General features: G+C 66.3%; 22 protein-coding genes. 10 read left to right on the forward strand and 12 right to left on the reverse strand.

Annotated features, from left to right (window positions below; all coding sequences use genetic code 11):
* Window positions 1-93 precede the first annotated feature (93 nt).
* The 4 genes from AC1DY5_RS05855 (at window position 94) to AC1DY5_RS05870 (ending at window position 3,698) form a co-directional block, all read left to right on the forward strand.
* Window positions 94-411, forward strand: a complete 318-nt coding sequence (locus AC1DY5_RS05855; protein ID WP_478109557.1) for a hypothetical protein — start codon at window positions 94-96, stop codon at window positions 409-411.
* Between the two features lie 859 nt (window positions 412-1,270).
* Entirely contained in the window at window positions 1,271-1,927 is a 657-nt protein-coding gene (locus tag AC1DY5_RS05860) for a hypothetical protein (protein WP_478109559.1), read from the forward strand.
* Between the two features lie 425 nt (window positions 1,928-2,352).
* Window positions 2,353-3,021 (forward strand): hypothetical protein, encoded by a 669-nt coding sequence (locus tag AC1DY5_RS05865; RefSeq protein ID WP_478109561.1) that lies wholly within the window; start codon window positions 2,353-2,355, stop codon window positions 3,019-3,021.
* A gap of 44 nt (window positions 3,022-3,065) precedes the next feature.
* The gene (locus AC1DY5_RS05870) at window positions 3,066-3,698 is read left to right on the forward strand and encodes a class I SAM-dependent methyltransferase (RefSeq protein ID WP_478109615.1); all 633 of its coding nucleotides are present in this window, start codon (window positions 3,066-3,068) and stop codon (window positions 3,696-3,698) included.
* A gap of 24 nt (window positions 3,699-3,722) precedes the next feature.
* On the opposite strand, the gene AC1DY5_RS05875 is transcribed toward AC1DY5_RS05870, so the two are convergent.
* Both AC1DY5_RS05875 and AC1DY5_RS05880 read right to left on the reverse strand, forming a co-directional pair.
* Entirely contained in the window at window positions 3,723-4,124 is a 402-nt protein-coding gene (locus AC1DY5_RS05875; RefSeq protein ID WP_478109563.1) for a PXPV repeat protein, read from the reverse strand.
* A 378-nt stretch (window positions 4,125-4,502) separates the two neighbouring features.
* Window positions 4,503-5,576, reverse strand: coding sequence for a DnaJ C-terminal domain-containing protein (locus tag AC1DY5_RS05880; protein ID WP_478109565.1), 1,074 nt, complete (start codon window positions 5,574-5,576; stop codon window positions 4,503-4,505).
* 259 nt (window positions 5,577-5,835) lie between these two features.
* Between AC1DY5_RS05880 and AC1DY5_RS05885 the strand changes: the two genes are divergently transcribed.
* The 5 genes from AC1DY5_RS05885 (at window position 5,836) to AC1DY5_RS05905 (ending at window position 10,520) form a co-directional block, all read left to right on the forward strand.
* Window positions 5,836-6,153, forward strand: coding sequence for a hypothetical protein (locus AC1DY5_RS05885; protein ID WP_478109567.1), 318 nt, complete (start codon window positions 5,836-5,838; stop codon window positions 6,151-6,153).
* Between the two features lie 292 nt (window positions 6,154-6,445).
* The gene (locus AC1DY5_RS05890; protein WP_478109569.1) at window positions 6,446-7,108 is read left to right on the forward strand and encodes a DUF3348 domain-containing protein; all 663 of its coding nucleotides are present in this window, start codon (window positions 6,446-6,448) and stop codon (window positions 7,106-7,108) included.
* 16 nt (window positions 7,109-7,124) lie between these two features.
* Window positions 7,125-9,215: a DUF802 domain-containing protein gene (locus AC1DY5_RS05895; RefSeq protein ID WP_478109572.1), complete on the forward strand. Its 2,091-nt coding sequence runs from the start codon at window positions 7,125-7,127 to the stop codon at window positions 9,213-9,215.
* On the forward strand, window positions 9,215-9,865 hold the full coding sequence (locus tag AC1DY5_RS05900; protein ID WP_478109618.1) for an OmpA family protein: 651 nt from the start codon (window positions 9,215-9,217) through the stop codon (window positions 9,863-9,865). Before AC1DY5_RS05895 ends, AC1DY5_RS05900 begins: the two co-directional genes overlap by 1 nt.
* Entirely contained in the window at window positions 9,858-10,520 is a 663-nt protein-coding gene (locus AC1DY5_RS05905; protein WP_478109575.1) for a DUF2894 domain-containing protein, read from the forward strand. Before AC1DY5_RS05900 ends, AC1DY5_RS05905 begins: the two co-directional genes overlap by 8 nt.
* A gap of 37 nt (window positions 10,521-10,557) precedes the next feature.
* Here AC1DY5_RS05905 and AC1DY5_RS05910 read toward each other — a convergent pair whose 3' ends face one another.
* The 5 genes from AC1DY5_RS05910 to AC1DY5_RS05930 all read right to left on the reverse strand — a co-directional run bounded on the left by AC1DY5_RS05910 (window position 10,558) and on the right by AC1DY5_RS05930 (window position 15,507).
* On the reverse strand, window positions 10,558-11,361 hold the full coding sequence (locus tag AC1DY5_RS05910) for an SDR family oxidoreductase (protein WP_478109577.1): 804 nt from the start codon (window positions 11,359-11,361) through the stop codon (window positions 10,558-10,560).
* A 19-nt stretch (window positions 11,362-11,380) separates the two neighbouring features.
* Complete coding sequence (locus AC1DY5_RS05915) at window positions 11,381-12,235, reverse strand: helix-turn-helix domain-containing protein (RefSeq protein ID WP_478109579.1); 855 nt, start codon at window positions 12,233-12,235, stop codon at window positions 11,381-11,383.
* A 61-nt stretch (window positions 12,236-12,296) separates the two neighbouring features.
* Window positions 12,297-13,499 (reverse strand): acyl-CoA dehydrogenase family protein, encoded by a 1,203-nt coding sequence (locus tag AC1DY5_RS05920; RefSeq protein WP_478109582.1) that lies wholly within the window; start codon window positions 13,497-13,499, stop codon window positions 12,297-12,299.
* 61 nt (window positions 13,500-13,560) lie between these two features.
* A complete protein-coding gene (locus AC1DY5_RS05925; protein WP_478109585.1) occupies window positions 13,561-14,652 on the reverse strand; it encodes a phosphotransferase in 1,092 nt (363 codons plus the stop codon).
* Window positions 14,653-14,721: 69 nt separating this feature from the next.
* Window positions 14,722-15,507 (reverse strand): enoyl-CoA hydratase/isomerase family protein, encoded by a 786-nt coding sequence (locus AC1DY5_RS05930; protein WP_478109587.1) that lies wholly within the window; start codon window positions 15,505-15,507, stop codon window positions 14,722-14,724.
* A gap of 205 nt (window positions 15,508-15,712) precedes the next feature.
* On the opposite strand from AC1DY5_RS05930, the gene AC1DY5_RS05935 reads away from it, so the two are divergent.
* On the forward strand, window positions 15,713-16,435 hold the full coding sequence (locus AC1DY5_RS05935) for a GntR family transcriptional regulator (RefSeq protein ID WP_478109589.1): 723 nt from the start codon (window positions 15,713-15,715) through the stop codon (window positions 16,433-16,435).
* 11 nt (window positions 16,436-16,446) lie between these two features.
* Here AC1DY5_RS05935 and AC1DY5_RS05940 read toward each other — a convergent pair whose 3' ends face one another.
* From AC1DY5_RS05940 to AC1DY5_RS05960, 5 genes are read right to left on the reverse strand one after another with little or no spacing between them, the layout of a single operon-like run.
* Window positions 16,447-17,217 (reverse strand): crotonase/enoyl-CoA hydratase family protein, encoded by a 771-nt coding sequence (locus AC1DY5_RS05940; protein ID WP_478109591.1) that lies wholly within the window; start codon window positions 17,215-17,217, stop codon window positions 16,447-16,449.
* Window positions 17,214-18,284, reverse strand: a complete 1,071-nt coding sequence (locus AC1DY5_RS05945) for a branched-chain amino acid ABC transporter permease (protein WP_478109593.1) — start codon at window positions 18,282-18,284, stop codon at window positions 17,214-17,216. Before AC1DY5_RS05945 ends, AC1DY5_RS05940 begins: the two co-directional genes overlap by 4 nt.
* Before the next feature lie 8 nt (window positions 18,285-18,292).
* The gene (locus AC1DY5_RS05950; RefSeq protein WP_478109595.1) at window positions 18,293-19,345 is read right to left on the reverse strand and encodes a branched-chain amino acid ABC transporter permease; all 1,053 of its coding nucleotides are present in this window, start codon (window positions 19,343-19,345) and stop codon (window positions 18,293-18,295) included.
* Window positions 19,342-20,088 carry an ABC transporter ATP-binding protein gene (locus AC1DY5_RS05955; RefSeq protein ID WP_478109597.1) on the reverse strand — a complete coding sequence of 249 codons (747 nt, stop codon included), beginning with the start codon at window positions 20,086-20,088 and terminating at the stop codon, window positions 19,342-19,344. Before AC1DY5_RS05955 ends, AC1DY5_RS05950 begins: the two co-directional genes overlap by 4 nt.
* Entirely contained in the window at window positions 20,081-20,878 is a 798-nt protein-coding gene (locus AC1DY5_RS05960; RefSeq protein WP_478109601.1) for an ABC transporter ATP-binding protein, read from the reverse strand. The genes AC1DY5_RS05955 and AC1DY5_RS05960 overlap by 8 nt, the downstream gene beginning before the upstream one ends.

The following is a 20,878-nucleotide window of genomic DNA, read 5'->3' on the forward strand; positions in this document are numbered from 1 at the left end:
CGCCTATCGTCGGCAACGTGGCCCCATCATCTTTAGGGTTGACGACTGTCATACCAAAGCGCCCAATCAATCTTTGCCGGACTGGGGGGCGACATGAAGACTTCTTCGGTCGCGGCAGTTGTCGCCGGTTGCACACTGGTTCTCGGCTGCGACATGGAGCCTCAAGTCCTGTTCGTGACGGATGGAAATCCGTTTCACTCTCTGCAGTTGACCGATGCCGAAGGCGTCTGCATCGCACCCTATCGTGTTTCCTACCTCACTTCGTTCGATGGCGCAGCGTCTAATGGATGTTGGGTTCGGGAAGGGCCCAACATCCACACTCACTTTCCGAAATTGAATGACAAGCTCATCCCGCTGGGTGAGTTCCGCCGTACAGCGTTGGGTGAGTACCGGAACAGCTCGTTGGACTAGACCTGGACTAGACCAATGAGGCCTGCCGAAAGGCTATTACGACCATGTTTCGGCGAGTACGTCTCTTTGGTCCTTCAGCGCGCGGGCAATTTGGCGTAGCACCTCTCTATGCCCGCCCTTCCAACCGTTGCGCGACGCGGCGGGTTTGCCTTCCTCAGTGCGCGGGCGGACTACTAGGCAGACCAAGCCCGACGCACTAGGTAGATGAGCGCCCCGACAGCAGCCAGTACGGTAAGCGTACTCAGCGTCAAGTCAGCCCCCTTCGCGTTCTGGTCCGCACTCGTATGAATGTCTCGGCGCGCTGGCTTCGCGGGGGACTCAACGAATGGGGAGTATGCCGCCCCCCCAAAGTTTKCTTCACCCTCGGTACGCGTCATCGCCGGGGAGTCGTTCGGGCGCTCGGCTGCCACGACCGACGCGTTGCTGGTGCTCACACCGACCGCGTCCCGTTGCGTGCGAATTGTGGCACCTCCTGCCGGCAGTACCGTCAGGGAAAGTGCCACAAATACCACCGAAATTAGAGCTTTGAGCACCGTGCAATTACCTGTGAGTCACTTGACATTACAGCGAACACTGCAGGGACGGTTCCGCAGTGTCACTCAATAGTTACGAAATGACATTCCTTTTTTGGCACCATGCCAGTGCGTTCCGTCACTCTCAAGTTACGGATTAAATATGCCTTAGTGCCACTTTCTTTTCTGAGGACCGTGTCCCTCTTCGCAGCAGAGTTTAGCGCGTTGACAGACGCCAGGTATCAGCCTAGTCTTCGCCCCAATCAACGCCGAGCTTAGGCCGTAAATCGACCTTCTCTGAATCATTTCTTTTCGTTTGTCGAGTCGTTCACCCACAGGAGTACACCGTGAAGAACAAGATTAGAAATGTATTTCAGGCGCTTGTAGTTGCATCGGCGTTGCTTGTGCCCGCTATCGGCAGGGCTGATGATGGCCCGTCATTTCAACAGTTGAGTGCGCAATGGTGGCAATGGGCACTTTCCATTCCGACGGCAATCAATCCGATTCTTGACAAAAATGGAGCCAACTGCATGTTGGGACAGCGGGGCTCGTTTTGGTTTCTCGCCGGAAACTTTGGGGGCTCGGTGAGCCGGCATTGCAGCGTTCCAGAAGGTGTCCAGCTTTTCTTCCCCATTGTGAACAATGTGCAAGCGAATACTCCAAATGCATGTGGGCAAGGCGCAGCATTGTCAGTTGCAGACATCAGAAAAAACGTGGCGGGATTTATCGACAGCATCACAGCGACCACGGTAACCATGGATAGCGTTGCTGTGCCAGATGTACGGCGAGTGCAGTCCGACCCGTTCGCTACTGCTCTGCCAGAGAAGAATCTCATGGGGTGTGAACCGGGCATCTATTCACCGTCTGCGGACGATGGATACTATGTCAAAACCCGCGCCTTGCAAGCGGGCACACATATGCTGCAGTTCACAGCAACCGGCGGTGGAGGCTTCAACTTGAACGTCACGTATGTACTAGATGTTGTCCCTGTTTCTCTTCGATAACCCAGATGGTCGGGCGGAATCGCCCTGCATAAACTCGACGTGTCTATTCAACACCGCTCGGAAAATGAATCCAACGCCTTCTGTGCTGGAGTGATTAACACTCTTGAGGTGGTGTGGTCTTCGTGCGCCATTTCCGGATGTCGGACCACACTACCTTTTGGCGAGTATGTTCCCATGCGCTTTCAACACGCGTGACAACTCGCGCAGCATCTCCCGATGCCCACCCCCCAGCCATTTCGAGAAGCGGCGGTCTTTCATTGGTCAGTGCGTGGGCCGGCGGGGCGGTTCAGCATTTAAAGACAACTCAAGACAGCAATTTTTTTACGAATGTCACGACAGGGCACAACGTACCATACAGTTCGCTAGTCGTCGACTTCACTGGGATGCCAATAACCAACAGGACTCAACTCGACAAGAGGGAACAGATGTCCGTCGACTTCCCGCTCGTGCCTAGCAACCTGAAAGTTCCGCCGGCGTTGCCGTTAGCTGTGAATACGACAGGACCCACATACAGCGTGGTCGTCGGACCGGCCGGCATGTCGGTCGGAAAGAGTATGAGTAGCTTCACAGGACTGAGTTGTCGGCGCGATTTGCTTTTCTCCCGTGCGCGAGTGCGCGGAGTAGAGTGTGCCAGCGGGCGGCGGCGAGGATTGCCGTTCGCGTCGGTCTGGCGTATCGTGTCCGGCATGAAGGAGGAGCACATGCCTTCACGGAGACAGCAAATTCGCGCGGAAACGCGCGGCATGCCCCCGATGCCCTTGGGCTCGCTGGGCGACCCGGAGGCAACGACGCCATTGTCGGATGCCGACTTGTGCGAACGCGCCGTGACCACCATCTGGCGCAGTCTGGATGAACATGACCTGGTGGATGAGCGGGTGCGAGGCAATCTGGCCTCGGTCCTCGAGCCGCTGACCGCCCTTGGCTTCGGAGATCGTCCGCAACGGCTGATCAACATACTCAAATTGCCGAATCCGATCGACGCCGGCCACCTGTACTGGCTCACTCGCCGGCTCCTGACGCTGGTCCCCGAACTGCAGGCTGCAGCGATGACATTCTCCAGGCCGGGTAGCGATCGGCCGCCACCCCTGGCCTGATGGCGTCGCAGCCGACCGACCCCGCGAGGTGGGAGGCCCCCACGATGCATTTGTCCACGGATGATCTCGAGCGGATCGCCGCAGTGAYGCTCGGGCATTACGACCGGCACGCGGAAGCATTCTGGGAAGGCACGCGGGATCACGACGTCAGTCAGAACATCGCGGCACTCCTCGAGTACATCGAGACGGACCCACCTTTCGCGATTCTGGATTTCGGCTGTGGCCCGGGACGGGACCTCGAGACATTCAAGCGGCTGGGTCATCTCGCGACAGGACTTGAAGGGTCCGAGCGGCTCGCCGCGATGGCGCGGGCGCACAGCGGGTGCGAGGTCCTGCAGCAGGATTTCCTCCAACTGCAATTGCCGGCCGGCCGCTTCGACGGCGTGTTCGCCAATGCGTCGCTGTTCCACGTCCCGAGCCAGGAACTGCCGCGCGTGCTGGGCGAGCTCCACGCGACACTCAAGCCGGGCGGCGTGCTGTTCTGCTCGAATCCCCGTGGCGATGGCCAGGAAGGTTGGAACGGCGATCGCTACGGCGCCTTCCACGATCTCGATGCCTGGCGTCGCTACATGTCAGCGGCCCGGTTCATCGAACTGGCCCACTACTACCGACCCTTCGGCCTGCCAGTCGAACAGCAGCCCTGGCTGGCGAGCGTGTGGCGCAAGCCGGCACACTAAACGCCGGGCGCGTTGTGCGCTTTTTCAGTCTCGATCGCCCCAACCGCGACGCTCTTCGCGTCGCTCATGCCCCCAGTCGCGGCGATCCCAGCGGCGACCACCCTCCCAGTCGGCGCGATAGGACCGGCGCCCTTCTCCGCGATACCCCGGCTCGTAGTAGACGGGCGCCGGTGCGTAAACCGCCGCTGGCACAGCGCGGTGGTACACCGGGGCGGGCTCGTAGTAGACGGGAGCCGGGCGTGAGTAGACGGGCGCCGGCTCGTAGTAGACCGGTGCCGGCTCGGCGACCCCGATGGCCACGCCAGGCGCATAGATGCCAACTGACCAGTTCGTGCCAGCGCTTGCCGTAGCGGCGCCCGCGAGTGCCGCGACGGCAACGGTTCCGACAACGGCCAACTTGACCAGCATCGAGCGACTTGCGTGCATATGAAATCTCCTGTKCGAGGCAACAGCTGCCCCGAGCCTATCCAACGCCGGTGCCTCGAGCCGCGTGCACGGAGGGAATGCAAAGATGGCGTAAACACGGGCAACGGCGGGTTGCGACAAGGTCGTGCAAGAGATTAGGGTTTACCCTATAATCGCGCCAGCACACTCATTCTGGAGTCCCAAATGTTCACTGTTTTGATCTGCCTCGTTGCCGTCGCTGCTATCGTCGTTTCTGGTTATGTGACCTCGAAGAAACTGGACGAGCTTCACTGACGAACAGATCCCTGGTTGTCTCCTCCATCGTCCTTCGATGGATTGGCCCCCGCACAGCGATGTGAGGGGGCTTTTTTCTGGGCGCCGCTGCTTCGGGGTCGCCGCCTACAGGCTTCGTTCCCAGGCACGCAGCCCGCGGTTCCACGCGCGAAGGCGGTCGTCCAGGGCCTCTCCGCCAGCGCTCGAGCTGGTGGCCGAGAGCTGGTCGAGCAGGATCTGCTGATCGGTGCTCAGCTGCTGCGGAAATATCGGCACCAGCGTGACCAGATGGTCGCTACGCGGGCCGCGGTGCTGCACCGGGAAGCCCTGGCCCTTCAAGCGGTACGACAGCCGGTCGCGGCTCAACTGCAGCGTCTGGAAGCCGGTGACGGTCGGCACCTTGACTTGCCGATTTGCGATCCATGCGAACCCATCGACCGGCATCTCGCATCGAACCGTGCCATCGTCGTCGAGCGTGAAGAACGCGTGTTCCGACACCTCGATGCGAATCTCGATGTCAGCCGGAGGGCCTTCGGCACCCGCGCGCCGGGCATCGACGTGCAGCAGATCGCCATCACGCACCCCATGCGGAATGCGCACGTTCATCTTGTAGGCGCGCGGCTCCATCTTGCCGCGACCGCCGCAGGCCGCGCAAGGCTGCCTCGCGATGCCGCCGCCGAGGCAAGCCTCGCACTCGGTCACGCCGGAAGGCCAGCCGAAGAAGGCGCGCTTCGGGATCGCGCCCGATCCCCCACAGCGGGCGCAGTTCCCGCCCAGCACCTGGTGCCCGGCACCCGCACAGATGGCGCAGGTGTCGGTGACCTTGCCCCGCAGCACCTTGATGCAACCGACGGCCGCCTCCTCCAGCGTCAGCCTGACTTTGCGGTGCAGAGGCCGGCGCCGCTGTTCGGTGCCCGCGGCGCGGGACGCCGACGCGGCCTGGTCGTCGTCGAATCCACTCGCGGCGTCGTCGTCCGGCGCGGCGGGCGTGTCGACCTCGGTGTTTGCCGGGGCACCGAATCCGGCGCGACGGATCTCATCGAAGGCCTGGTTGATGCGCTGCATCTTGGCACTGGCACCGGCGCTGTCGTTGCGATCCGGATGCCATCGCGAGGCGAGCCGGCGCCATGCAGCCTTCACCTCGCGCTCGGTGGCGTCCGGTGCCAATCCCAGTTCAGCGAAAGCGTTTTCGGTACCCAAATCCAATGACCTCGTCGAGGAAAGCCGTCCAGGATGAAAGCCCATGGAGGCGGCGGCCTGTGGGCGTGAATGTTATCCGAGGGTGGGGCACGCAGGCCGTGTGCCACTGGATTCGATTGATTTGACGGCGCAAAATCTGGGCGGCACAGATGAGGAATCCAGCCTTCGCAAACCCCATGGCAACCCCCTTTTGAGAGTTGACGCAGTTGGCACGAAAGAGCTCAATCTAGTCTTCCCGAGCGTCCCTGGAAGGTCAGGCATGAAGACGTCGTCCATCATGGCAGTCGTCGCCGGTTGCACGATCCTTCTTGGCTGCGACATGCAGCCACGCGTTCTATTTGTGACCAGCGGAAGCCCCTACCAGGTGCTGCAGCTGACCGATGCCGAAGATGAATGCCCGCCGCCTCGCCGTGTCTGCTACCTCACCCTGTTGGATGGCGGAACGTCACGCGGATGCTGGGTCCGCGAACAATCCTACATTCGCGCCCATTTCCAGGATCTGGGGGACCGGCTGATACCCGTGACCGAATTCCAGCGCACCACGCTGGCCGAGTACCGGAACGCCACACTGGACTAGCCTCTGCACTTGCGGAACACGCCAAGCGGCGCGCATCGAGCGCCATAGTTTTCCCTGCTTGCTGGGGACACCTTTGGGGAAAACCGCACTAGCTTCGAGCGGAATCGTTGCCTGGCGGGGCCTCCGACGCGATGCCTCCGAAAACAGCAAACGACGCCACCCCAGGCGCCGACTCCGGAACGCCTACCAGAAAATCCGGGCCTCAAGAGTTCCTGCTGCCGCGGTTTCGAACCAACGCCGCGGTTCGGGCCAGGCCGGGCCACTGATGTAAAATGCTCGGTTTTTCCAGTAGGTGCAAGTGTCACGGCGCACAGGTTTCACCGACTCGGCGCTGGTTCGCTTGCTCGCTCGACTGACCGACATCAACGTCCCCGAATCCAGGCAAGGCTTTGCGGATCGCTTGAGTCAATGGTTCGGTTGGACCGACGCCATTTCGCTCTCGGCGGCGCTGGATGGGGGTCCGGCGCTCGCCTCATCGCGCGCACCGACTTCGGCCAGCGCCGAGGAATGCGAATGCGCCGGCCTGCGCTCGGCATTGGCGAAGGCCATTGCCGAACGCGGCGCATTCGCGTCCGACTTCGCATCACACCGTCGACGCTACGTCGCCCGGCAACAGACCATGGAGACGGCCATCGGTCCCTTGCGAGGCCGCCTGCGCGCCAGACTGGCAGCCGGTTCACCGGCCATGGCCCGGCTGGCCGCCGTGGATGTGGTCATGGAGCAGGTGCTGGGGGCGCAGGAGCATCGCCTGCTGTCGACCGTGCCCGGGCTGCTCGAGAAGCACTTCGAGCGTTTGCGCCAGGCTGCCCGGGCTCCGGACGAGAGCGATGGCGGGACAGACGCCGGCGGATGGCTGGAGCTGTTCTGCAATGACATGCAGGGCGTGCTGCTCGCCGAACTGGATATTCGATTGCAACCGATCGAAGGGCTGCTCGATGCCCTTCGCAAGCGCTGAGCGCTGACAGGCCTTCATGACCCGATTTCTTCAATACGCCGCCTTCCTCGTCGGCCTCGCCGCCATCTGCTGGGTCGGCGCCGGCTACATCGGCTCGAATCCGCTGGCGCTGGCGATCACGCTGCTGATCGCCGCCTTCTACCTGATGGGCGCGCTCGAACTGCATCGCTTCCACCAAGCCACGTCCACCTTGGCAGACGCCGTGGCGGACATGTCGGTGCCACCGCCGAGCCWGGACCATTGGCTCGAGCATTTGCACCCTTCCCTGCAGAACGCGGTGCGCCTGCGCATCGAGGGCGAACGCGTCGGCCTGCCCGGGCCGGCCCTGACCCCCTACCTGACCGGCCTGCTGGTGCTGCTGGGCATGCTGGGCACCTTCATCGGCATGGTCGTCACCCTGAGCGGCACCGGCAGCGCGCTTGAAAGCGCGTCGGACCTGCAGGCCATCCGTTCCTCCCTGGCCGCTCCGGTCAAGGGCCTGGGGCTGGCCTTCGGCACCTCGCTGGCGGGCGTGGCCGCGTCCGCGATGCTGGGCCTGGTCTCGGCCTTGTGCCGGCGCGACCGGCTGCAGGCGGCGCAGCGCCTCGACACGCGGATCGCTACTTTTCTGCGCGTCTTCTCGCAGGCCCATCAGCGCGATGAATCCTTCAAGCTGCTGCAGCGGCAGGGCCAGGCGATGCCTGAACTGGTCGATCGGCTGCAGGCCATGATGGCGACCATGGAGCGGCAGAGCCAGGCGCTGAACGAGCGCCTGATCTCGAGCCAGGACAGCTTCCACAGCAAGGCCGAGACCGCCTATGCCGGCCTCGCCGCCACCGTCGGCCGATCGCTCGAACAGAGCCTGACCGAAAGCGCACGCTCGGCCGGCGCGACGATCCAGCCGGTGGTCGAGGCCACCATGGCCGCGATCGCACGCGAGGCAGCGGGGCTGCACCAGACGGTCGAGCACGGCGTGCAGCGCCAACTGGAAGGCTTATCGACCCGCTTCGAGGCCAGCACCGCGACCGTGTCGGCACTCTGGCAGGCTGCGCTCGCCGCGCAGCAGCGCACCAGCGAGGCGCAGTCCGATGCCCTGCGCGGTGCGCTCGACCAGTTCGTCCAGACCTTCGAGCAGCGCTCGGAATCGCTGGTGGCGAGCGTCTCGACGCGCCTCGAGAGCACGGTTGGCAACCTGTCGGACGGCTGGCGCGGCGCCCTGGCGCAACAGGAGCGCGTCAGCGGGCAGCTCTCGAAGGACACGCAGGTCGCGCTGTCGACGGCGGCGGCCGCGTTCGAGCAGCACGCCGTCTCGCTGCTGCGCACAGTCGATGAGGCGCATGCCGGACTGCAGACCGAGATGGCTTCGCGAGACCAGCAGCGACTGGCGGCTTGGACCCAGGCCCTCGAGGCGATGGCCGTGTCGCTGCAGCAGGAATGGCAGCAGGCCGGTTCGCGCACCGAGGCCCAGCAGCAGGCGATCTGCAAGACGCTGGCCGAGACCGCCAGCGAGATCTCGGCGCAGACCGAAGCGCACGCAAGCCGCACGATCGCCGAGATTGCCCAGCTCATRCAGGCCGCTTCCGAAGCCCCGCGCGCCGCGGCCGAGGTCATTGCCGAGTTGCGCCAGAAGCTGTCCGACAGCATGGCGCGCGACAACGCGATGCTGGAGGAACGCAGCCGCATCCTCGAGACCCTGGACACCCTGCTCGGCGCCGTGAACCACGCGTCCACCGAACAGCGCTATGCGATCGACGCGTTGGTCGCCACCTCGGCGGACCTGCTGGACCGCGTCGGCACGCGCTTCACGGAAAAGGTCGACGCCGAATCCGGGAGGATGGCCGAAGTCGCTGCACAGATCACCGGCAGCGCCGTCGAGGTGGCGAGCCTGGGCGAGGCCTTCGGCTTCGGCGTGCAGCTGTTCAGCCAATCGAACGACAAGCTGGTGGCGCAGCTGCAGCGCATCGAAGGCGCGCTCGGCAAGGCCATCGCGCGCAGTGACGAGCAGCTGGACTACTACGTGACGCAGGCCAGGGAAGTGATCGACCTGAGCATCATGTCGCAGAAGCAGATCGTCGAGGACCTGCAGCAGATCGCCAGCAACCGCGCCGCGTTGGGCAGCGAAGCATGATGACCGAGGAGTTCGAAGACGGCCTGGAGCCGACGGTGCCGGTCTGGGCGGTCTTCGGCGACCTGATGTCGGGGCTGCTCGGGGCCTTCGTGCTGATCCTGGTGTGCGTGCTCGGCATGCAGCTGGACCTCGCGACCCAGCTCGAGTCCGAGGTCAAGCAGCGGCAGGAGGCCGCCAAGCGGCTGCAGACGCTCGAGAAGGCCCTGGCCGGGCCCCTGGCCGCGGGCCGCGTGACGCTGAACAACGGCCGCATCGGCATCAGCGGCAGCGTGCTGTTCGCCTTCAACTCGGCCGACCTGCAGCCCGAGGGCCGCCAGTTGCTCAAGAGCCTGACGGCGCCGTTGGCCGCCTACCTGCAGTCCCGCGACGAGATCCTGATGGTGAGCGGCTTCACCGACGACCGGCAGATGCGCGACGGCGCGCGCCGGTTCGCGGACAACTGGGAGCTGTCCGCCCAGCGCGCCTTGACGGTGACCCGGGCCCTGATCGACGAAGGCGTGCCCTCGTCTTCGGTGTTTGCCGCGGCCTTCGGCTCCGAGCAGGCGGTGGCATCCAACGCCGATGCCGACGGCCGCTCCAGGAACCGGCGCGTGGAGATGTCGCCGACGCCGAGGCCGTCCAATGCCAGCGCGACGAAGCCCCGTGGCTAGCGAGGACGCAGGCCACAGCGGCGCGATGCTCACGGTCTGGCGCGAGCGCGGCGATCATCGCTTCGACCCGGTCCGCTTTTGCTTCATCGAAGCGCTGGCCAGGCGGAGCGCCGGCCACGCCGGCGATGCCCGGCGCATCCTCGACGACAAGCTCTCACGCCTGATCGCGGCGTACGGCGAGGCGATCGATGCGGCCCGTTGCGACGAAGGCGATGCCGCGGCAGGGCAGCCGGACAAGGCGCCACCCTGTCGCGGGCCGCTGGCGGAACTCGTCGCACATGCCGCCCGGCACGCGCCGCCGCCCGGCAGCGCCGCGGCGGCGAGCGATGCCTTGTCCGGGCAGGCCCCCTCCTCGCCCGAACTGAAGACGCTGAGCTATTTCAGGAGCACCTGGTCGCGGCTCAGCGCCGACCGGCGGCTGACCCAGTCACTTGCGAAGGTGCCGGAGAATGCCGGCCCGCTCAACTCGCATCACCTCGTGCATCGCTCGCTGACCCTGATGCGCGAGCTGTCGCCCGACTACCTGAACCGCTTCATGTCCTATGTCGATGCCCTGCTGTGGATCGACCAGGCCACCAGCGGCAGTGGAACGACGGGCGGCGACGGCCCGCGCGCCGAGAGCGGCAGGAAGAGCGGCCGCGGCAAGTCCGGCTGACTGCGGCTGTGATCGGCCGACAGGGAGCCGACCCGGGCTAGATCGCCGTTCCCGCCGCCTCCAGCGCCGGCTTGACGCTCTCCATCGCCCCGCCGCCATCGCACGGAATCAGGGCGCCCGAGATGTAGCCCGCATAGGGCGAGGCCAGGAACAGCGCCAGGTTGGCGATGTCGTCGAGGCTGCCGAAGCGCCGCAGAGGCACGACGTTCTGCGCCGCTTCACGCTCGGCGGGAGACGGCGCCATCAGTTTGCGGAACCCCTCGGTGCCGTCGATCGGGCCCGGCGAGATCGAGTTGATGCGCACGCCCTCGCCGCCCCACTCGAGTGCCAGCACGCGCGTGAGCTGGTCGACGCCGGCCTTGGCGGCGCAGGCGTGGGCCTGGTAGCGCATCGGCACGAAAGACTGCGGCGCCGTGATGTTGATGACCGAGGCGCCCGGCTTGCGAAGGTGCGCGTGCGCCTGCCGCAGCACATGGAAGCTGCCGACCAGGTCGATGTCGACCACCACCTTGAAGCCGTTGGACGACATGTCCTTGGCTTCGCAGAGGAAGTTGCCCGCGGCGCCCGACACCAGCACGTCGATGGCGCCGAAGCGGTCGACCGATTCCTGCAGGGCGCGGCCGACGGCGGCGAAGTCGCGCACGTCGGCACAGACGCCATGCACCTCGCCGCCGTGGCCGCGCAATTCACCGACCGCCGCCTCGACGTTCTCGGACTTGCGGCTGGCCACCGTGAGCCTGGCGCCCTGGCGCGCGAACGCGTGAGCGATGCCGAAGTTGATGCCCGTGGTGCCGCCGAACACGACGACGTGCCTGCCGCTGAAATCGAAATTGATTTGCATGGTTCCTGGGAGAGAAAGATCAGGCGAACTGGTAGCGCGGCGAACCCGCGGCGGCGCGGCCGTAGAGCTCGAGCCTGCGACTGCCCGCGAAGATCGACTTCGGCGTCAGCCCGTAGACCTGCCGGATCGAATGGCTGAAGTGGGTCGAGTCGGGGTAGCCGACGTCGAGCGCGATGTTCGCGAGGTTGGCGTTCTGCGTGACGTAATACAGCACGCTGCGGGCACGCTGCCAGGTGCGGAAGCTGCGGAAGGGCGTGCCCACCTCGGCCTTGAAAAGGTGCAGGAAGCGCGACACCGACAGGTGCGAGGCCTCGGCGCAGTCCTGCGCCGAGGTATGGCTGTTGGGATCATCCTTGATGCGTGCCAGCGTCGCGCGAACGCGGCGGTCGATGGCGCGCGGCGCCAGCGCCTCGCCGAAGAAGCTGCGGTCGAAGTCCGCCGTCTGCGGGAACTGCCGCGTGCCGCTGCAGCGGAAGCGGTCGAGCGCGGCGCGCAGGCCCTGCAGCACCTCGTCGTCGCGCACGTCGCCGCGCCCCTGGGCGATGAAGTCCGGCAGCCGGCCGTGCGCCACGCTGTCGGCCTCGATCAGGATGTTGCAGATCATGCGTTCGCATGACGCGATCCGGTGCGGCACGTAGGGCGGAATGACCGACACCTCGGCCTCTTCCCACGCGCCACCCGCGACGCTGATGCGGTGCGGCTTGCTCAAGGACACGTAGATCGAATAGGCGCCGAAGGTACGCACCGAAGGCTCGCCGAGCAGTCCGACGTACAACACGCGATCGGCGTTCAGCCACATCAGTGGCTCTTGCCGCGCGGGTGCAGTGCCGCACATGGCGATGGAGGATGCGGAAGTGTCGAGTTTGATGTGCATGCTTGTCTCCTTGCTTCTGTCTGCCGATTCGGGGTGCCGCCATGCGGCTGCTTACGGCGTGCTAGCGATACTTCTTGAGCTCCAGCTGCCCGATCTGGTTGCGGTGCACCTCGTCGGGCCCGTCGGCCAGCCGCAGCAGGCGCGCGGTGGCATAGGCCGAGGCGATGCCGTGGTCGTTGTTGGTGCCGCCGCCGCCAAAGGCCTGGATGGTCCAGTCGATCACCTGGCAGGCCATTTTCGGCGCGGCCACCTTGATCATCGCGATGTCGGCCTTGGCGACCTTGTTGCCGACCGTGTCCATGCGGTGCGCCGCATTGAGCGTCAGCAACCGGGCCTGCTCGATCAGGATGCGCGACTCGGCGATGCGCTCGACCGTCACGCCCTGCTGCGCCACGGTCTTGCCGAAGGCCACGCGCGACAGGCTGCGCTTGCACATCAGCTCGAGCATCTTCTCGGCCAAGCCGACCAGCCGCATGCAGTGGTGGATGCGCCCCGGCCCGAGCCGGCCCTGCGCGATCTCGAAGCCGCGGCCCTCGCCGAGCAGCATGTTCGAGGCCGGCACGCGCACGTTCTCGAACGTGACCTCCGACGCGCGGTCGGGCACGCCGTAGAAGCCGAACACCGCGATCGGCCGTACCACGGTGACGCCGGGCGTGTCGAGCGGCAGCAGGATCATCGACTGCTGCTGGTGGCGGTCGGCGTTGTCCGGGTCGGACTTGCCCATGAAGATGCAGATCTTGCAGCGCGGGTCGGTGGCGTTGGTGGTGTACCACTTGCGGCCGTTGATGACGTAGTGGTCGCCGTCGCGCACGATGCTCGACTCGATGTTGGTGGCGTCGCTGGAGGCCACGTCGGGCTCGGTCATCGCGAAGCAGGAGCGGATCTCTCCAGCCAGCAGCGGCACCAGCCACTGCGCCTGCTGCGCGGGCGTGCCGTAGCGGGCCAGTACTTCCATGTTGCCGGCGTCGGGCGCGGAGCAGTTGAAGACCTCAGGCGCCAGGTGCGAGCGGCCCATGATCTCGCACAGCGGCGCGTATTCGAAGTTGGTCAGGCCGGCGCCGTGCGATKACTCCGGCAGGAACAGGTTCCACAGGCCGGCCGCGCGGGCCTTGGGCTTGAGTTCTTCCAGCACCGGCGCGACCTTCCACGGGCCCAGTTCCTCAGCCTCGCGGTAGTAGCGCTTCTCGTTCGGGTAGATGTGCTCGTCCATGAAGGCGACGAGGCGTTTCTGCAGATCCTGGACCTTGGGGGAGAACTTGTACACGGATGACTTTCTGGTGGACGCTCGATGCTGCGGGTGCGATGAATGAAAACGGAACGCGCTGCTAGCGCGCACTTCGCGGAAAGTGGGCCTCGACCTGCCGCCACGCGGCCTCGGCGATCGGCCGTGCGCGGGCGCCGGTCTCGCGCGCCTCGGCGCTCGAAGCCGTGCCGTCCTGCGAGCGCTTCAGGATGCCCTGCAGGATGGCGGCGAGCCTGAACATCGCGCAGGCCAGATAGAACTCCCAGTGCGACGGGTCGACCGGCGCACGGCCGACGCGGCGGCAATAGGCATCGAGGTAAGCGCGCTCGCCCGGGATGCCGAGCGCCGCGAAGTCGGCGCCGGCCATGCCGCGAAACTGCTGCGCGCTCAGGCGCCACGGCAGCGCGTGGTAGGCGAAATCGGCCAGCGGATGGCCCAGCGTGGACAGTTCCCAGTCGAGTAGCGCCAGTACGCGCGGCTCGCTCGGGTGAAAGATCATGTTGTCGATGCGCAGGTCGCCGTGGAAGATGCAGCTTTCGTCCTGGCCCGCTTCGGTGGTCGGAACATTCGCCGGCAGCCACTCGATCAGCCGCTCCATCGCGGGAATCGGCCCGACGCCTTCGGGGCCGCTGACCGTCGCCTGGTACTGGCGGGTCCAGCGCGCGATCTGGCGCTCGAAGAAGGCGCCGGGCCGGCCGTAGTCAGACAAGCCAACCGCAGCCACGCCCACCCGGTGCAGCGCGGCGACCACGCGGTTCATCTCGTCGTAGATGGCGCCGCGCTCGGCCGCCTGCATGCCGGGCAGCGCCGGATCCCACAGCACGCGGCCGTCGACGAAATCCATCACGTAGAACGGCGTGCCGACGACTTGCGGGTCATCGCAGAAGCAGTCTGCGCTGGCGACCGGCACATCGGTGTCGCCCAAGGCATGCAGCACGCGGTATTCGCGGTCGACCGCATGGGCGGAAGGCAGCAGCACGCCGTCGGGCTGCTTGCGCAGCACGTAGCGGGCGCCGTCAGCATCGCTGAGCAGGTAGGTGGGATTGGACTGGCCGCCCTTGAAGCGGGTGGCCGTCAACGGGCCGCGCAGGCCGGGAATCTGCCCTTGCAGCCACCCGGCCAGGCGTGCCGTGTCGAGGGGACGGTGGGCCGTTTCCGGAAGGGTCGCACTCACGAGGCAAGTCCTTGCATGCGCTTAATCGTAGGCAAAATTGTCTGACAATGAATCAGGGTTTGTCCGACACTATCGCCCGATAAATTCAGGGCTGCGTTTCCCGCAGAAGGCCTTGACGCCCTCCTTCGCGTCGGCCGTCGCGCCCGAAGCGACCATGCCGCGGTGCTCGAATTCAAGCTGGGTTTCCAGCGAGCGCCCGACCACACCGTCGAGCAGCGCCTTGGTCAGCGCCAGTGCGGCGGTGGCGCCGCCGGCCAGCGACTCGACCAGCGACAGCGTGCGGGCTTCAAGTTCGTCGTCCGCGTGGACGCGCGACACGGCGCCGATCGCCAGGCATTCGCGCGCGCCCAGCGCCTCGTTGGTGAAGAAGATCTCCTTGGCGCGCGCGGCGCCGACGCGGCGCGCCAGCAGCCAGGACGAGCCGGCGTCGGGCGTCAGGCCGATCGCCGAATACCCGCCGCGAAGCTTCATCGACTCGGCCGCGAACACGATGTCGGCACACATTGCGAGCCCGATGCCGCCACCGCCGACCGGGCCGTTGAGTGCGCTAACCACCGGCACCGGCAGCGTCGCCAGCGTATGGATCGCGCGTTGCAGCGGTGGAATCGTGCGGTCGAGCAGGCCGGACAGGTCGTCGCCCGCTTCGACGAAGTCGGCGATGTTGCCGCCGACGCAGAAATGCCGGCCGCGGGCCCGCAGCAGCACCGCGCGCACGGCCTTGTCGGCGGCGAGCCGCTCGATGCAGTCGACCAGGGCGCGGCCGGTCTCGAGGTCGAGCACGTTGGCCCGCTCGGGGCGGTTGAGCGTGAGCAGTGCGACGGCGCCTGCACGCTCCAGCAGTACGGAGTCGGACATCCAAAACCTCTTTGAACGCAGCAGCGCCGCGACGATGGCCGAGCGTAGGCAAGGCCCGGCCCTTCGTCTTGTGCCAACTCGCTGCGACTTTGGGATTTCGAGGGTTCACCCGGGGACGGAACGCTTGTGGCCGATGCGTATTGCCTGACAATCACGTCAACAATACCGGGTACTTTCCCCAACCTGCTGCACCCAGCGAAGCCGCATGACCACCGTTCTCAAGACCGTCGCGTCCAGAACGCCCGCCCGGACCCGGACGGCGCCTGAAACGCCCCACCCGCGCAGCACGCCCGACCGCGTGGCCGACGCGATCAGCAAGGGCATCCTGATGCGGCGCTTTACAGTAGGCCAACGGCTGGTCGAAGCCGATCTCACGCGCGATCTCGGCGTCAGCCGCAGCACGGTGCGCGAAGCCTTGCGCATCCTGGCATCGAGCGGCGTGGTCGACCTCACGCCGCACCGCGGCGCGGTGATCCGGTCGCTCACGCGCGAAGATGCCGCCAGCCTGCTCGGCGTGCTGGAAGTGCTGTCGGGCCTGGCCGCTCGGCTGGCGGCCGCCAACATCCACCGCGAAGGCAATGCCAAGCGCTTCGAGGCCGCAGCGCAGAAACTAGTCAGCGCCCGCACGCCCGAGGCGCTCGACCGCGTGCTCGACGAGCGCGCCAACTACTACAAGGTGATGTTCGAGATCGCCGACAGCAGCGAGTTGAACCGCGTGCTGCCGCAGGCGCGGGCGCATCTGTTCCGCGCCCAGTTCTATCACTCGCTGACCACCGCCGACCTGAAGGCGATGGTGGCCGAATACCGCGCCATCACCGAGGCCATCCTCGAGGGCGACCAGGCCAAGGCCGAGAGCCGCATGCGACGCCACCTGCAGAAGAGCGGCGAGCGCACGCTGCCGCGGATGACCAGCTTTTCACTGGTCTGAGCGAGGGGGCGTCAGCGCCCCTGCCAGACGGCCGCGCGCTTCTGCGCAAAGGCGGTTGCGCCCTCTCGCGCATCCGACGAGCCGTTGACCGTCCGCGCCAGCGGCCGCTGGCGTTCGAACATCTCGTCGTCGCTCCAGGTGCGCGAGGCATCCACGATCTGCTTGCTGGCCGCCACGGCAAGCGGCGCGTTGGCGTCGATGCGCCGCGCGAGTTCCAGCGCCGCGTCGAGCGCTCCGCCGTTCTCGACCAGCCGGTTGACCAGGCCGCAGGCCACCGCCTGCTCGGCCGTGATCGGGTCGCCGATGATCGCCAGTTCTATCGCCAGGTTGCGCGAGACCCGGCGCGGCAGCCGCATCAGCCCGCCCGACGAAGCGACCAGCCCGCGCTTGACTTCGGGCAGACCGAAGCTGGCGCCGCGCGCGGCCACGATCAGGTCGCAGGCCAGCGCGATCTCGAAGCCGCCGGCGACGGCGTGGCCCTCCACCGCCGCGATCAAGGGCTTGCGTGGCGGCGCCTCGCACAGGCCAGCGAAACCCCTGCCCGCGACGATCGGCTCGTCGCCGCCCGCAGCGAAGGCCTTCAGGTCCATGCCCGCGCAGAAGGTCCCGCCGGCACCGGTCAGGATGCCGACATGCAGTTCGAGCCGCGCATCGAGCTCGATCAATGCGGCGGCCAGCGCCACGGCCACCTCCTTGTTGATCGCATTGCGCACCGCCGGCCTGTTGATCRTGATGATCTGGACGCTGCCCTGCACGCTGAGGAGAACGACCGGTGGATTCACAACACCTCCTTGTTGGACGCGCGCAGCTTGCCGACGATGCCGCTCGGAAAGAAATAGACCGACAGCACGAAGACCGTGCCGAACCACAGCAACCAGCGGTCGGGATGGAACAGCGCCGCAAGCAAGGGAACCGAAGTGAGCGAGCTGCTCATGCCGCCCATCAGGCTCTGCAAATAGTTCTCGGCGACCACGAACAGCGCCACGCCGACCACCGAGCCGTAGACCGTGCCGAGCCCGCCGATCACCGCCATCAGCAGGATGTTGAGCATCACGTTAAAGCCGACCGTGGTCTGCGGACCCACGTAGCGCAGCCACAGCGCCATCAGGATGCCGGCGCAGGTGGCCAGTGCGGCCGACAGGCAGTTGATCGCCACGCGGTAGTACAGCGTGCGGTAGCCGATCGCCTCGGCGCGGAACTCGTTCTCGCGGATCGCCTCCAGCACGCGGCCGAAGCGCGAATTGACCACGCGCAGCATCAGCAGGAACAGCAGCACGGTGCTGAAGAACACCAGGTAGTAGGCCAGCACCTTGCCGTTGACCGTGGTGCCGAGGATGTCGTTCTCGAATAGCCGGAAGCCCGGCGACAGCGACTCGGGCAGCTTGAAGGTGCGGCCGTCGTCGCCGCCGGTCAGGCCGCTCATGCGGGTCACGAGCGCGCCGAAGGCCGCCGCCACCGCCAGCGTCATCATCGTGTAGAAGATCGCCTTCACGCGCAGCGACACCAGCGCGATCAGGAGCGACAGCGCCAGCGACACGGCCAGCCCCGACAGCGCGCCGACCAGCATCGCGCTCCAGGTCGGACCGAGCTTGTACATCGCGATCGCGACGCCGTAGGCGCCGATGCCGTAGAACATCGCATGCGCGAACGAGACCACGCCGCAGTAGCCCAGCAGCAGGTCGAACGACGCCACCAGCACCACGAAGACGCAGATGGTTGCCGCCACGTTGAGCGAGCGGGCGCCCGAGAACAGGAAGGGCGCGGTCGCTAGATAGGCCACCACCAGCACCAGCAGCGCGGTCAGCCAGCGGCTGCGTGGCAGGTCGCCCGAAAGAATCGAATTGAGCATGGCGCCGCCTAGTGCTTGTTGACCGGATGGAGGCCCTGCGGCCGCCACAGCAGCACCGCCATCATCACGAGGATGTTGGAGACCAGCGCCATGTCGGGCAGCAGGAAGCTCACGTAGTTGGTGGCGAGCGCGATCAGCATCGCGCCGGCGAAGCAGCCGGTGACCGAGCCGAGCCCGCCGATGATCACGATGATCAGCATCTGCACCAGCACCTCGGCGCCGATGGCGACCGTGAACTGCTCGCGGTAGAAGCCCCACATCACGCCGCCCAGCCCGGCCAGCGCCGATCCGCCGACGAAGACCGCGACGAAGATGTTGTGGATGCGGTAGCCCAGGGCCTCGACCATCGAGCGGTTTTCGACGCCGGCACGGATCAGCAGGCCGACGCGCGTGCGCGTGAGCAGCAGCGTGAGCCCGGCGTACACCACCAGGCCCACGGCGACCGCCACCAGCCGGTAGCGCTCGATCGCGACGTCGCCGAGCAGCAGCGAGCCGCGCAGCGCCTCGGGCATCGGCAGCATCATCTGGTTGGCACCGAACAGCACCAACACGATCTGCTCGATGATGATCATCGCGCCGATGGTGATCAGGATCTGCTTCAGGTGGTCGCCGTAGACCGGCCGCACGAACAGCCGCTCGTAGACCCAGCCGAGTGCCGCGGTGACCAGCATCGACAGCAGGATCACGGCGCCGATCGCCGCCAGGCTGGCCCACACCGACGCCGATTCGAGCAGGCCCTTGAGCGGGCCGACCAGCAGCGTGGCGGTGTAGGCGCCGACCGCAACGAAGGCCGCGTGGCCGAGGTTCATGACGTCCATCAGGCCGAACACCAGGGTCAGGCCGCTGGCCATGATGAACAGCATCATGCCCATCGCGAGCGCGGCGACTGTCAGCGTGACCCAGGTCGGGAAGCTGCCGATGGCCGGCAGCGCCAGCCCGATGAAGGCCAGGATCAGCAAGCCGGACACCAGGTCGCGCTTGCGGCCAGGCAGCGCCTCCAGCGACTGCGCCGCCTCGGCGGCCGGCGCGGCGGGTGGCGAGGGGTGGGCAGCGGTGTTCAATGCACGGCTCCTGCATGCAGGCCGAGCAGGCGCGCCTGCAGGCCTTCGTCTTCGGACAGCTCTTCCATCGAGCCGCTGTGCACCATGCGGCCGTCGTCCATCACCGCCACGTGGTCGCCGAGCGAGCGCACGAAGTTGAAGTTCTGCTCGACCAGCAGGATGGTGGTGTCGCGCGCCTTCAGTTCCTCGAAGGCCTGCGCCAGGTTGTCGACGATCGAAGGCGCGAGGCCCTTGGTCGGCTCGTCGATCAGGAGCAGCTTGCGCGGCTCGATGATGGCGCGCGCGATCGCGACCATCTGCTTCTGCCCGCCCGAGAGCGTGCCGCCCGGGCGCAGCCAGAAACGCTTGAGCGCCGGGAACAAGCCGAAGATCCATTCGAGCCGCTGTTCGTCGAAGGCGCCGCCGATGGCCGCCAGGCGCAGGTTCTCCTGCACCGTGAGGCCCGAAAAGATGCCCATGTCCTCGGGCACGAAGGCGATGCCGCTGCGCGAGATCGCGGGCGTCTCGGCGGCCGTGATGTCCTGGCCGTCGAAGACGATGCGGCCGGCGCTCGCATGCCACAGGCCCATGATGGTGCGCAGCGTGGTGCTCTTGCCGGCGCCGTTGCGGCCCAGCAGCACCGTCAGGCCGGAGCGCGGCACCTGGAGGTCAACGCCCTGCAGAATGTGGTATTCGCCGATGTGGGTATGGACGCCGCTCAGGGTCAGCAGCATCCCGCCCGGATCGTTGCGTGGCTCAGGCATGCGACACCGCCTTTGCCGTGCGCGGCGCGGCGCGCTTGCCCAGGTAGGCCTCCTGCACGATCGGCGAGGCCATCACCTCGGCCGGCAGGCCGTCGGCCACCAGCCGGCCGTTGTGCAGCACGATGATGCGGTCGGCCAGGGAATGAATCACGTCCATCTTGTGCTCCACCAACAGGATCGTCTTGTCGCCCTGCTTCTTGAGTCGCCCGATCAATTCGAGAATGACCGGCACCTCGTCGACGCTCATGCCCGCGGTGGGCTCGTCGAACATCAGGATCTCGGGCTCGAGCGCCATCAGGATCGCGACCTCGAGCTTGCGCTTGTCGCCGTGCGGCAGCTTGGCCGCGAGGTCGCCCGCGCGCGCGCCGAGCCCGACCTGCGCCACGTAGTGCGCGGCCTGGTCGATCAGGTCGCGGCGGCTGCGCCACAGGGCCAGCATGTTGAAGCCGGCGTTGTGGCGGCTCTGCACCGCGAGGCGCACGTTCTCCAGCACGCTGAGCTTGGGGAACAGGTTGGTCAGCTGGAAGGCGCGCCCGATGCCCTTGCTGGTGCGCTGCGGCGCGCTCAGCCGCGTGATGTCCTCGCCCTTGAAGTGGACGCTGCCCGCGGTGGAACGCAGCTGCCCCGACAGCAGGTTGAAGTAGGTCGTCTTGCCGGCCCCGTTGGGGCCGACGATGGCCGTCAGCGTGCCGGCCGCGAACTGCGTCGTCACCTCGTTGACCGCCACGTGGCCGCCGAACTGGATGCTGAGCCCGGTGCTCGCGAGCACCGGCACGGGGGAAGCCGCCAT

This window comes from Variovorax sp. P4_D9, from assembly GCF_056401695.1.

Bases quoted from the DNA above. Each gene is read 5' to 3' on its own strand.
- AC1DY5_RS05855 (WP_478109557.1), top strand. From the start codon at position 94: ATGAAGACTTCTTCGGTCGCGGCAGTTGTCGCCGGTTGCACACTGGTT.
- AC1DY5_RS05865 (WP_478109561.1), top strand. From the start codon at position 2,353: ATGTCCGTCGACTTCCCGCTCGTGCCTAGCAACCTGAAAGTTCCGCCG.
- AC1DY5_RS05875 (WP_478109563.1), bottom strand. From the start codon at position 4,124: ATGCACGCAAGTCGCTCGATGCTGGTCAAGTTGGCCGTTGTCGGAACC.
- AC1DY5_RS05885 (WP_478109567.1), top strand. From the start codon at position 5,836: ATGAAGACGTCGTCCATCATGGCAGTCGTCGCCGGTTGCACGATCCTT.
- AC1DY5_RS05900 (WP_478109618.1), top strand. From the start codon at position 9,215: ATGACCGAGGAGTTCGAAGACGGCCTGGAGCCGACGGTGCCGGTCTGG.
- AC1DY5_RS05910 (WP_478109577.1), bottom strand. From the start codon at position 11,361: ATGCAAATCAATTTCGATTTCAGCGGCAGGCACGTCGTCGTGTTCGGC.
- AC1DY5_RS05915 (WP_478109579.1), bottom strand. From the start codon at position 12,235: ATGCACATCAAACTCGACACTTCCGCATCCTCCATCGCCATGTGCGGC.
- AC1DY5_RS05930 (WP_478109587.1), bottom strand. From the start codon at position 15,507: ATGTCCGACTCCGTACTGCTGGAGCGTGCAGGCGCCGTCGCACTGCTC.
- AC1DY5_RS05935 (WP_478109589.1), top strand. From the start codon at position 15,713: ATGACCACCGTTCTCAAGACCGTCGCGTCCAGAACGCCCGCCCGGACC.
- AC1DY5_RS05945 (WP_478109593.1), bottom strand. From the start codon at position 18,284: ATGCTCAATTCGATTCTTTCGGGCGACCTGCCACGCAGCCGCTGGCTG.
- AC1DY5_RS05955 (WP_478109597.1), bottom strand. From the start codon at position 20,088: ATGCCTGAGCCACGCAACGATCCGGGCGGGATGCTGCTGACCCTGAGC.
- AC1DY5_RS05960 (WP_478109601.1), bottom strand. From the start codon at position 20,878: ATGGCGGCTTCCCCCGTGCCGGTGCTCGCGAGCACCGGGCTCAGCATC.